This window comes from Calidithermus roseus, from assembly GCF_003574095.1.
Taxonomy (GTDB): domain Bacteria; phylum Deinococcota; class Deinococci; order Deinococcales; family Thermaceae; genus Calidithermus; species Calidithermus roseus.
Map to the genome: position 1 here is coordinate 1 of NZ_QWLA01000094.1, position 11751 is coordinate 11751.

Below are 11751 nucleotides of genomic sequence, written 5' to 3' on the forward strand. Positions count from 1 at the left end.
CGCCCTTCGCCATCAACATGGTGGGGATCTACTACTCCGAGGACGACACCGGAGCCAGGATCGACGACTTCAAGGCTTTGGGGCGGTAGGCTGGCCGACGTCCACAACCGTACGACCCCCTGGTCTGCTTGCTTTTTACGCGGCTTGGGCGACAATCATGCCTATGGCCCTATCCTTCGGTGCCAGCCTCAAGGACCGAGTGGTGCAAGAGTTCAGCAACCTGCTGATCTTTCGTCCGCTGGGTTACCTGGTGGCGAGGTTGCTTTACCCCACCCCCGTCTCGCCCCCCGCGCTGGTGCTGCTTCATACCCTGCTGGGCCTTGCGGTTGCCTATCTGATCGCGCGGTATCCCGAGCTGGACCTGATCTCGGCGTTGTTGCTCCAGCTCAAGACCGTGCTGGACAATGCCGACGGTCAACTGGCGCGGCTGCGCGACGAGGCCGACGAGCTGGGCCGTTACCTCGACAGCGAGGCTGATCTGCTGGTCAACGCCGCCCTGTTCGGCGCACTCTACCTGCGCACGGGCGAGCTTTGGTTCACGCTGGCGGCCTTCGTGCTCTTCACCCTCATCCTGTCGTGGGATTTCAACGCCGAGTACCTCTACCAGGCGGCTCGAGGCCAACCCTTCCGGCCCCAGGCTCCGGGACCGGACACCTTCGGGCTGCGGCTGCTGCGGGGTGTGTACGCGCTGGTCTTTGCCCCGCAGGACCGGCTGGTGCGCCGCCTCGAGCGCGCGCTATTCGAGTGGCTCACCCGTGGACTGAACGAAGAGCGCAAGCAGGCCCTGGCGCTGCGGTGGTGGAACCTGTGGTCGGTGGCGGCGGTGGTCAACTGCGGGCTTAGCAGTCAATTCCTGTTCATGGGGCTGTTCCTAGCCTTCCGCCAGCCTGGTAGCTACCTTACCTTCGTGCTGTTGCAGGGGGCATATCTTGGGTTGGTCTACCTATGGCGGATTCTGCGCTTCCTGATTATCCGATCCCGACCGTAGCGGCCCTGGTGCAGGGGCCCTCGGGGCGGGTGCTGCTGGTAAAGACCACCAAGTGGAAGGGCCTGTGGGGCATTCCGGGGGGCAAGGTGGAGTGGGGGGAGAGCCTCGAGGCCGCGCTGCGCCGGGAACTGCGCGAGGAGGTGGGGCTCGAGCTCGAGCACGTGCGCCTGGCCCTGACCCAGGAGGCCATCTTCGACGAGCAGTTTTACAAGCCCATGCACTTCCTGTTTTTCAACTATTTCGCCCTTTCGCCCTCGGAGGAGGTCACGCCGGGCGAGGAGATCGTCGAGTGGGCTTGGGTGGACCTGCAAGGAGCCCGGCGCTACCCGCTCAACACCTACACCCAGGCCCTGCTGGACGCCTATTTCGCCCAGAGCGAGGTCCGAGGATGAACGGCAGGGGACGGGTCGCCCTGGTGACGGGCTCGGCTAGGGGCATCGGGAGGGCCATCCTGCTGGGGCTGGCCGCGCAGGGTTTCGGGGTGGTGGTGCACTACCGCAGCAGCGAGGCCGAGGCCGAGCAGACCCGCGCCGAGGCCGAGCGGCTGGGGGTGCGGGCCATCAAGCTCCAAGCCGACGTGACCGACCTCGAGCAGGCCCAGGGCCTCGTGGCCCAGACGGCCCGGCAGATGGGCGGGCTGCACGTGCTGGTCAACAACGTGGGCGACTACCTCAAGAAGCCCATCGACGAGCTGACCCCGCGGGAGTGGAATAGCCTGCTCGACTCCAACCTCAACGCTCCCTTCTACCTCACCCAGTCGGCCATTCCCCACATGCAGGCGGCAGGCTGGGGGCGGGTGATCAACATCGGCTATGCCGGAGCGCAGAACCTCGTGGCCCGCAGCGGCGTCACCGCCTATGCCATTGCCAAGACCGGGCTGATCCTCTACTCCAAGGCCCTGGCCAAGCGGCTGGCCCCCAGGGGCATCACGGTCAACGTGGTCGCGCCGGGGGTGGCGGAAAACTCGCTTTCGCAGCCGCTGGAGGAAATCCCCATGGGCCGTGCGGCGCGGCTGGACGAACTCACCCGCGCAGTGCTTTTCTTCGTGGACGAGGGCTCGGCCTACCTCACCGGGCAGGTGCTCGAGGTCGCCGGGGGCTGGAACCTGTGAACGCAGGAGCAGGCAGGTTATGAAAAACAAGTTTCCAAAATACGTTTAAGTCGTGCACGAAGGAGCAATATGGGACGCATGATCGAAGTCGAGGACACCGGGCTGAGCTTCAGCAGCGACGTAGACATCGACCGTATGAGCCTGCTCGCACGGGAGTGGCTCGAACTCATCGGGGAGGACCCAACCCGCGAGGGCTTGCTCAGGACCCCCGAGCGCATGGCCAAGGCCTGGGCCTTCCTGACCAAGGGTTACCGCGAGAACCTCGAGGAAATCGTGGGCGGGGCGATCTTCGAGGCCGAGGGCAGTGAGATGGTGGTGATCAAGGGCATCGAGTACTACTCCATGTGCGAACACCACCTGCTGCCCTTCTTCGGCAAGGTCCACGTCGGCTACATCCCCCGCAAGAAGATCCTGGGCCTGTCCAAGTTTGGCCGCATCACCGACATGTTCGCCCGCCGCCTGCAGGTGCAAGAGCGCCTGGCGGTACAGATCGCCCAGTCCATCTGGGACATCCTCGAGCCCGTCGGGGTGGGCGTGGTGGTCGAGGGACAACACCTGTGCATGATGATGCGCGGGGTGGAGAAGCAGCACTCGAGCACCACTTCCAGCGCCATGCTGGGCAACTTCCGCGAGGACGCCAAGACCCGCGACGAGTTCTTGAGCCTGGTGCGTTCCTGGTAGAAGGTCTTCCACCCCAGACCCTACGGGGTGATTCCCGTTAATGCTTACGTTACCTCTGTGTTGCGGCTCGGGTCGCGATTGTCAGGATAATCTCACGCCATTCAAAGTCCCCTAACAGACACGACTGGGCTTGTAACGCCCGAATAACGCCGGCCCCTCTAAGGTGTACGCTGTCGGGTTCGACTGTACGGCGAACGCCTGTTCGAGGTGGGAAATTTATGATGCCAATACCCGAATATGACCAGATTCAGAGCACTCCCAAACTCCAGCCCAAAGTGATCGCCATTATCCCGGCCTACAACGAGGCCCGGTTCATTGCCGGCGTGGTGCTCGAGACCAGGCGCTACGTCAGCGAGGTCATCGTCGTCGACGACGGCTCCACCGACCGCACCGCCCAGATCGCCCAGGCCGCCGGGGCCACCGTCATCCGCCAGCCGCGCAACATGGGCAAGGCCGAGGCCCTCAACGCCGGCTTTCGCGCCGCGCGCGAACTCAACCCCGACGTGGTGGTCTGCCTGGATGGCGACGCCCAGCACGACCCCGCCGACATCCCCGACGTCATCGCGCCGGTGCTCGAGGGCGGGGCCGACGTGGTGATCGGCTCGCGCTTCCTCGAGAAGCGCAGCGACATCCCCGGCTGGCGCATCGTGGGCCAGCACACCCTGACCTTCGTCACCAACCTCACCAGCGGGGTCAGGACCACCGACAGCCAGTCGGGTTTTAGGGCCTTCTCGCCCCTGGCCCTGCGCGCCCTGCGCTTCCACAGCGGGGGGCTGGGCGTGGAGTCGGAGATGCAGTTCCACATCCAGAAGGCCGGGCTCAAGGTGGCCGAGGCCCCCATCCGCGTCTCCTACCTCGACGGCAACAAGCGCAACCCGGTGGTGCAGGGCCTGCAGATCCTCGACTCGATCATCAGCCTGGTGGCCCGGCGCCGCCCCTTGATGTTCTTCTCGCTGCCGGGCCTGATCCTGGCCGTGACTGGCCTGGTGATGGGCGTGGACGTGGTGCTGACCATGAACAAGTTCGGCATCCTCAAGACCGGCACCGCCATCCTCTCCTCGATTGCCATCATCGGCGGCTTGATGCTGAGCGTGACCGGGGTGCTGCTGCACGCCCTGGCCGGCTTCGTCGAGCGGGTGCGCAGCGAGGTGGACTCGGTGGTGGCGAGCCGGCTCGAGGCGCTGAAGTGAGTCGCCCTCGCGGGCTTTGAGGGAATCGCGCATGGACAACGTCGAGAAATTAACGGTCGTGGGGGCCGGTTATGTGGGCCTGTCCACCGCGGTGGCCCTGGCCCTGCTGGGGCGCGAGGTCCGGGTGCTCGACACCGACGCCGGGCGCATCGAGGGGCTCAAGCGCAACCAGCCCCCCTTTTACGAACCCGGCTTGGCCGAATCCCTGGTCCGGGCCTCGGCCAAGCTCAGCTACACCACCGACCCCGCCGAAGCCTATGCGGACACCGAGCTGGCCATCGTGGCGGTGGGCACCCCGCCCACCCCGGCCGGTCACGCCGACCTGCGCTACCTCTACCAGGCCCTCGAGACCCTCGCCCAGCACCCCGTGTCGCTGGTGGTGATCAAGTCCACGGTGCCGGTGGGCACCAACCACGACGCCAAGAAGATCCTGGGTCCGGGCGTGGCCCTCGCCTCCAATCCCGAGTTTTTGCGCCAGGGGCAGGCCCTCTCCGACACGCTCTACCCCGACCGCATCCTGGTGGGTGCGGAGGAGGAGTGGGTGTTCGGGGTGCTCGAGCGCCTTTACCGGCCCCTCATCGAGCAGAGCTTCGAGGAATTGCCCTGGCTGCCGCGTCCCAAGGCCCTGCGCGAGGCCATAGCCAGGGGGCAGCGGGTTCCGCTGGTGCGCACGGGGCTCGAGAGCGCCGAGCTGGCCAAGTACGCGGCCAACGCCTTCCTCGCCACCCGCATCTCCTTCATCAACGAGATCGCCAACGTGGCCGAGGCGGTAGGCGCCGACATCGAGGAGGTGGTGCGGGCCATCGGGCTCGACCCCCGCATCGGGCCACATTTCTTCAAGGCGGGCCTGGGCTACGGCGGAAGCTGCTTCCCCAAGGACACCCGCGCCCTGGCCTACCTTGCCAAGCGCGGCGGCTACGACTTCAAGCTGCTGCGGGCGGTGATCGAGGTCAACCAGGCCCAGCGCTACCGCTTGGTGGAGAAGGCCGAGGCCGTGCTGGGCCGCCTCAGCGGCCAGACCATCACCCTGCTGGGGCTGGCCTTCAAGCCCGGCACCGACGATCTGCGCGAGGCACCCAGCCTCGAGATCGCCGAGGAACTGCTGGCCCGCGGGGCCCGAGTGCGGGCCACCGACCCCAAGGCGCTCGAGCTAGCCCGGCAGGTCCTCGACCCCCGCGTCGAACTCTTCGCCGACCCGCTGGAGGCCCTGGAGGACGCCGACGCGGTGCTGCTGGTGACCGAGTGGCCCGAGTACCGCGCGCTGGACTGGGCCCAAGCCAAGCGCCGCCTGCGCCGCCCGGTGGTGCTCGACGGTCGCAACGCCCTCGACCCCCAGGCCATGGAGGCGCTGGGCTACGTCTACCAGGGCATCGGGCGGGGGCGCAAGCGGTCGGAACTGGCCCTGTGAGGTTGGCGAGATGCCGAACGCTGGACGCGGGTCGTACGTCGTACGTCCTACGCCGTACGCAAGACGCCTCGGCCCTAGACCCTCGACGAGCCACAGGCCTTACACATCCTGCCTTTAGCCCTCGACTCTCGCCATAGGACCTCATCATGCCTGAGCTCACCCTGCTGATCGTCGCCTACAACAGCCGCGCCGACCTCGAGCGCCTGCTGCCGAGCGTCTACGGCCAGGGCGTAGAGTGCGAAATTCTGGTGGTGGACAATAACCCTGCCGACGGCACGGGCGAGTGGCTGCGCCAGCACCACCCTGCCGTGCGCGTCGTGGCCAGCCCCAGAAACGGGGGCTATGCCGGGGGCAATAACTTCGGCATCCGCGAGGCACGGGGGGAGTTCGTGCTGGTGCTCAACCCCGACACCGTGCTCCACCCAGGGGCCCTGCGGACGCTGCTCGAGGCCATCCGCGCCCATCCCCAGGCCCTGATCGGGGCCAAGCTGCTCAACCCCGACGGCAGCGTCAACGCGGTGGGCAACCACATGCACTACTCGGGGATCACCACCTGCCGCGGGCTGAACGAGCCCGCCACCCGCTACCGTGGCCTGGAGCCCGTTCCCCTGGTCTCGGGCGCGGCTTTCATCGCTGCGCGCAGGACCCTGCTCGAGCTGGGGGGCTTCGACGAGGACTACTGGATGTACCTTGAGGACACCGACCTCTCCCTGCGGGCGCGGCTGCGCGGCCACCCACTCCTCAACGCTAACGACGCGGTGATCACCCACCACTACCGTCTGGGCATGAGCCCGCGCAAGTTCTACTACCTCGAGCGCAACCGCCTGCTCACGCTGTTCAAAGTCTACGAGGCCCGCACCCTGCGCTGCATCGCGCCCGCGCTGCTGCTGACCGAGCTGGCGACCTGGGCCTTCGCGCTGCTGAAGGGTTGGCCCTACCTCCGCGCCCACTGGCAGAGCTACCGCTGGCTGTGGCAAAACCGCGCCGCCGTCCGCGCTAAGCGGGCCGAGGTGCAGCGAAGCCGCACCGCCCCTGACGCGGTGATCCTGCGCGACGCGCTCACCAAGCTGCCCTTCGAGCAGCTCACGGGCCCAAAGCTTGCGGGGGTGCTCGAGCGCCTGACCACCCCGCTGTACCGCATGGCCGCGCCCCGGAGGACGGCGTGAGGGTCGCGCACGTCACGGCCACCTTCCCGCCCTACTGGGCCGGGACCGGCAACGTGGCCTACCACAACACCCGCGTCCTGCACGAGCGGGGGCACGCGGTCACGGTGTTCACCGCCGGGGAGGAGGGTGGCATGAGCTTTCCCTTCGAGGTGGTGCGGCTGCCCACGCTGCTGCGGCTGGGCAACGCTCCCTTCACGCCCGCCCTCGTCGGCAGGCTCCGGGGCTTCGACCTCATCCACCTGCACTACCCCTACATCTTCGGCGCCGAACTCGCCGCGCTGGCCTCGAGGCTCTACCGCACACCGCTGGTGCTGACCTACCACAACCGCCTCGAGGAGACCCACTACCTCAAGGGCCTGCTCTTCCAGGGCTACAACCTCACCGTCGAGCCGCTGGTCTTCCGCACGGCCCGGCGGCTGCTGGCGGTGCGGCGCGAGCACCTGAGCACGCTCTACCCGCACCTAGGCTCCGACCCCCGCCTGGAGGAACTGCCCAACGGGGTAGACGCGGGCCTCTTCACGCCGGGGGACCGCCTCGAGGCCCGCCGCCGCTACGGGGTGAGCGACGACGCGCCGCTGGCGATTTTCGTGGGCGCGCTGGACCAGGCCCACCGCTTCAAGAACGTGGACGGCCTGATCCGGGCCTTTGCCCGGGTGCCCCTGCCCGGGGCCCGACTGTGGATCGTGGGGGACGGGGGACTGCGGCCCGAGCTCGAGGCCCTAGCCCGGCGGCTGGGCCTGGGGCAGCGGGTGCAGTTTTTGGGCAAGCACCCTCCCAGCGCCCTGCCGCCCCTCTACCGCGCCGCCGACGTGAGCGTGCTGCCCTCGACGGGAGTGGAGTCCTTCGGGCTGGTGTTGCTGGAGTCGATGGCCTGTGGCACGCCAGTGATCGCCGCCGCGCTGCCGGGGGTGCGCACGCTGGTGGAGGAGGGGGTGGACGGCCACCTGGCTGCGGTGGGTGACGAGGCTGACCTGGCGCGGGTGCTCGAGCTGCGGCTGCGGGGCCGCGACCAGGCCGAAGCCATGGGCCGCAAAGGCCGCGAGAAGGTGCTGCGCGAGTACGACTGGGGCGTGATCGCGGGGCGCCTCGAGCAGACCTACGCCTCGGTGCTGCGCGAGGCGGGAGCCCGCAGCGCCACCGCCTAACATGAAGCTGGAAATCCGCGTTGAACCCCTCCCCGGCTTCCCCGACCTCGACGGCGCACACGAGCTGGCCTGGGGCTACCTGCTCGACCGGGTCTTCGGCGACGCCTACCAGGCCGGGGTGGGCTCCCTGAGCCTGGTCCTGCCCCACCCGACCCTGGCCGAATGGGGATGGTGGCGGGCCGAGCAGACCCCGGCCAGGGGCGAGCGCACCGGCTTCGCCGCGCTGGACGGCTCGAGGCCCCAGAGTGCCGACCGGGTGTATACCCTGCGCTTTGGCCTGCTGGCCCCGGCAGCGCTGCGTAACCGGACGCGCGGTGTGACCCCACGGGTGGAATCACGCCTGTTCGTCTACACCCTGCCCGCGCTTTTGGCCAGCCTGCCCATGCGCCTGAGCAACCCTCGCCTGCGGGACGCGGGCTGGCTGGGGATGCGCCGCCGCTTCGTGAGCGAGAAACCGGTGGTGGCTTACTACTGTCTCGAGATCGGAGGTGGGGCGTGAACACGCCGGCGACCGCCCCGCCATCCACCGCCAGCCGCATCGCCCAGGCCCTCGCCAACCTCGAGGCCTGGCTCCAGACCATGCGCCAGCCCGGCGGCTACGCGGGCCCGGTGGCGCACTGGTGGTCCAACCGCTTCCGCTACACCGGCCCCGGCCTGGACTGGCGCTACGAGGGTATCCTGGCTGGATATGCACTCCTGCGGGAGAAAACCGGGGAAACCCGCTGCGCGGAGCGGCTCGCCCGAGCCGCCGCCGACCTGATCCAGGGCCAGAACCCCGACGGAAGCTACAGGGCCTCGCGCTTCGAGCTCAACCCTGGCCCCCTGGGCACGCCCCACGAGGCCGCCGCCACGCTGGGGTTGCTGCTGGGTCTGAAGGGTCTGCCCGACCCGGCGGCAGCGCTCCGGGTCGCTAGGCGCAACCTCGACGCGCTCATCGCCCGGCTGTACTCCCCAGAAGAGAAGGCCTTCCGCGACCGGGTGCCCAACAAACTGTGCACGCTGGCCCAGGCCCTGCTGGCCTATGCCGAGGCCAGCGGGGAAGAGCCCTACCTCGAGCCCGCCCGCGCGGCGCTCGAGCAGGCCCTGCGCTACCAGGTGCGGGCGGGCTTCCTGAAGGGGGCCATCCACCAGTACGCCCCCACGCCGCAGGCCGGGGACGGGCGCTTTTTCCCCTACTACCAGGCCCGCTGCGTCCCCCCGTTGGCCGAAGGGGCGCGGGTGCTGGGCGAGGGCCGCTACCTCGAGGCCGCCCACGCGGTGCTCGAGTTCCTCGAGCGCAGCCGCGAGGGGGCGAACTGGCCCATGGTGCTCTACCCCAGGGGGCGGCGCGACGCGCGGCGCTTCCTGGCCGGCATGGCCGACGTGCTGCTGGCCTACCGCCGGCTGGGCCGGCCCCTGCCGCCCGAGCCCCTGGGGGCCTTGCTGGCCGCCCAGTACCCCTCCGGCGGCTTCCCCACCTTCTTCATGGACCGCCCCGACCACCGCGCGGCGGTGGCGGTGGTGGGCTGGAACGATAAGGTGTTCCGCCTGCTGGCCGAGTTGCTCCCCAGCGGGACGCCGCTGCCCGCGGCTCAGGTGGCCCCAGCCGAGGTCGTGGTCTGGATCGAGGGGCGGGAGGCCAGGATGCTCGAGACCCCCGAGTTTTTGCGCTTCGAGCGCCGGGGCGCTACGCTTTATGAATGGGCCAAGCCCGAACCCTGGGCCAGGGTGCTGACCCTGCCTTTCGAGCTGCGCTGAGGGCTGTTATCCCCCACGTTACGCCTGCGTTGCGGGCTCAGCCGTCCGAACTCGAGATTCGGAGCACCCCTTCGGAGCATTGTCAGGGACCCGACCAATTCGACATAACGTCGCCTTTACGCCGTCGCCACTAGCATTAGGGGTAGTTTGGAGGGATTCATGCAGCAAGCGCCCGCTATGGCCACGCCCGAGCAGCCCACCCTGCCGCCCTTCACGGCGCTGGTGGCGGCCTGGGGTGAGGGGCCGCGGATCGAGGCCCACATTCAAAGCTTCAAGGCCATGCGCTGGCCGGGGGCCGAGCTGATCGTGGTGGCCGGCGGCCAGGACGACACCTACGCCCGCGCCCGGGCCCTCGAGGGCGAGGGGGTGCGGGTACTGGAGCAGAAAGCGGGCATGGGCAAGCAGCGCTCGCTGCGCGAGGCGCTCAAGCACGCCCGCCACGAGCTGATCTTCCTCACCGACGCCGACTGCCTCTTCGAGCGCGAGGTGTTGCACAAGCTCTTCGCGCCCATCCTCGAGGGGCGCTACCAGGCGGTGACGGGGGGTTCCAGGCCCCTGCCCTCCCAGGCGGGCAATCCCCTGGCCGACTACGAGCGCGCCCGCGAGGTCACCTTCTTCGCCAATCACCCCGCCCAGAGCGAGGGCATCTTGGGCCGCAACGCCGCCCTCACCCGCCGCGCCCTCGAGCAGGCCGGGAACTTCGCCGAGGACGTGTCCACCGGCACCGACTACCACCTGGCCAAGAGGCTGCGCGAGGCGGGCTATGCCATCGGCTTCGTGCGCGAGAGCCTCATCGCCAGCGAGTACCCCGATACGGCTCGAAGCTACCTCCAGCGCCGCCGCCGCTGGGTGAAGAACCTGCTGGTGCACGACCCCCAAAAGAACCGCGCGGCCCTCGCCCAGAGCGGGGCTTTAGCCGTCATGGTCCTGCTGGCGCCGGTCTGGCTGTTGCTGCCCAAGCCGCTGGGCTGGCTGCTGCTGCTGCCCGCGCTGGCGGCCTTGGTCGCGCGCTACCGCGACATGCTGCGTGGGGGTGCTGGCCCGAAGACGTTACTGCTGGTGCCCTATTTCACCGTACTCGACCAGATTGGCCTACTGGGCGCGCTGTGGGACTACTACGACCCCCAGCGCCGCAGGAAGTGGTAGGAGAGAGCCCATTCTTATGCGAAAGCCCAAGTATGTCATGATCAGCTCCGAGGTCCGCCGCGACCTCGAGCAGCCCCTCGAGCACTTCAAGCGTCTGGAAATCTACCACCTCTACAACCGCACCCCCTGGAACGACCTGCGCGAGGAGGACTTCCAGCAGCGCACCCGCCGCTTCGGCTCGCCGCTGTCGCTGTTTTTGCACCTCCGGGAGATCAGGCCCGACATCATCCAGGGGCCCGAGCCCATGTCGGCGTTGATGTTCCCCTACCTCTGCGCCACTTTCCTCTACCTGCTGCTCAACCCCCACGTCAAGCTGGTCACGGCCAGCCTCGAGGCCATCCCGCTGGAGAAGAAGTATCCCTGGCCCATCCTCTGGCCCATGAAGCTGGTGCTGCCCCTGTGGTTCCGCCGGGCCATGGTGATCTTCTACCTCGAGGGCGGGGCGAAGTACAACCTCGAGGCCAGCGGTGCGCCGCCGGAAAAGATGGTCCACCACCTCTACGGCTCGTGGGGCGTGAACCTGCGCGAGTGCAGTCCCGAAGGCCCCAGGGTGCGCTACGAGAAGCCCTATCCGGTGATCCTCAACGTCGGGCGCATGGTGCCCCTCAAGGGAGCCCACGTGCTGATCGAGGCCTACAAGCGGCTGCGCGACCGCGGCCTCCAGGCCACGCTGGCCCTCATCGGCGATGGTCCTGAGCGAGCCAAGCTCGAGGCCCAGGCCAAAGCTACCGGCTACGGCGAGGACATCATCTTCCACGGCACCGTCAAGAACGCCGATCTACCCGATTACCTGCGCGCGGCCAGCATCTTCGTCATGCCCAGCATCAGCGGCAGGATCTGGACCCAGCAGCTCTCCTCGGCTACCTGGCAGGCCATGGCCTGTGGGTTGCCGGTGGTGGTCTCCGACATCGGGCGCATGGCCGAGTTCACCCCGCCCGAAGCCGGTATCCTGGTGCCCGAGAACGACCCCCAGGCCCTGAGCGACGCCCTCGCTCGGCTCATTGCCGACCCCGAGCTGTTGGAGCGCATGAGCCAGGGCGCCCTCGACTACGCCCGCAAGCGCTTCGACGACGCGAAGAACATCGCCCGCGTGGAGGAGATCGTGCTCGAGCGCGCCGGCTTTACCACCCCCGCCGCAGAGGTGTCCCCATGAGCAAGAGCAACCCCGCCCCCCCACCC

At 68.4% G+C, this 11751-nt stretch carries 12 protein-coding genes; all 12 read left to right on the plus strand.

Annotation, left to right across the window (positions count from 1 at the left end):
* Positions 1 to 163: 163 nt before the first annotated feature.
* Entirely contained in the window at positions 164 to 988 is an 825-nt protein-coding gene (locus tag Mrose_RS16505; protein WP_119280130.1) for a CDP-alcohol phosphatidyltransferase family protein, read from the plus strand.
* On the plus strand, positions 946 to 1380 hold the full coding sequence (locus Mrose_RS16510) for an NUDIX domain-containing protein (RefSeq protein WP_119280132.1): 435 nt from the start codon (positions 946 to 948) through the stop codon (positions 1378 to 1380). Before Mrose_RS16505 ends, Mrose_RS16510 begins: the two co-directional genes overlap by 43 nt.
* Complete coding sequence (tmpR, locus tag Mrose_RS16515) at positions 1377 to 2099, plus strand: bifunctional dihydropteridine reductase/dihydrofolate reductase TmpR (protein ID WP_119280134.1); 723 nt, start codon at positions 1377 to 1379, stop codon at positions 2097 to 2099. Before Mrose_RS16510 ends, tmpR begins: the two co-directional genes overlap by 4 nt.
* Positions 2100 to 2168: 69 nt before the next feature.
* Complete coding sequence (gene folE, locus Mrose_RS16520; protein ID WP_119280136.1) at positions 2169 to 2780, plus strand: GTP cyclohydrolase I FolE; 612 nt, start codon at positions 2169 to 2171, stop codon at positions 2778 to 2780.
* Positions 2781 to 2998: 218 nt separating this feature from the next.
* Positions 2999 to 3970: a glycosyltransferase family 2 protein gene (locus tag Mrose_RS16525; RefSeq protein WP_245970002.1), complete on the plus strand. Its 972-nt coding sequence runs from the start codon at positions 2999 to 3001 to the stop codon at positions 3968 to 3970.
* Between the two features lie 31 nt (positions 3971 to 4001).
* Complete coding sequence (locus tag Mrose_RS16530; RefSeq protein WP_119280137.1) at positions 4002 to 5378, plus strand: UDP-glucose dehydrogenase family protein; 1377 nt, start codon at positions 4002 to 4004, stop codon at positions 5376 to 5378.
* A 146-nt stretch (positions 5379 to 5524) separates the two neighbouring features.
* The gene (locus tag Mrose_RS16535) at positions 5525 to 6544 is read left to right on the plus strand and encodes a glycosyltransferase family 2 protein (protein WP_119280139.1); all 1020 of its coding nucleotides are present in this window, start codon (positions 5525 to 5527) and stop codon (positions 6542 to 6544) included.
* Positions 6541 to 7689, plus strand: a complete 1149-nt coding sequence (locus tag Mrose_RS16540) for a glycosyltransferase family 4 protein (RefSeq protein WP_119280141.1) — start codon at positions 6541 to 6543, stop codon at positions 7687 to 7689. The genes Mrose_RS16535 and Mrose_RS16540 overlap by 4 nt, the downstream gene beginning before the upstream one ends.
* A 1-nt stretch (position 7690) precedes the next feature.
* On the plus strand, positions 7691 to 8188 hold the full coding sequence (locus Mrose_RS16545; protein ID WP_119280142.1) for a hypothetical protein: 498 nt from the start codon (positions 7691 to 7693) through the stop codon (positions 8186 to 8188).
* Positions 8185 to 9426 (plus strand): hypothetical protein, encoded by a 1242-nt coding sequence (locus Mrose_RS16550; RefSeq protein WP_119280144.1) that lies wholly within the window; start codon positions 8185 to 8187, stop codon positions 9424 to 9426. The genes Mrose_RS16545 and Mrose_RS16550 overlap by 4 nt, the downstream gene beginning before the upstream one ends.
* A gap of 159 nt (positions 9427 to 9585) precedes the next feature.
* Positions 9586 to 10572, plus strand: coding sequence for a glycosyltransferase family 2 protein (locus tag Mrose_RS16555; protein WP_119280146.1), 987 nt, complete (start codon positions 9586 to 9588; stop codon positions 10570 to 10572).
* A 16-nt stretch (positions 10573 to 10588) separates the two neighbouring features.
* Complete coding sequence (locus tag Mrose_RS16560; protein ID WP_119280147.1) at positions 10589 to 11725, plus strand: glycosyltransferase; 1137 nt, start codon at positions 10589 to 10591, stop codon at positions 11723 to 11725.
* Positions 11726 to 11751 lie beyond the last annotated feature (26 nt).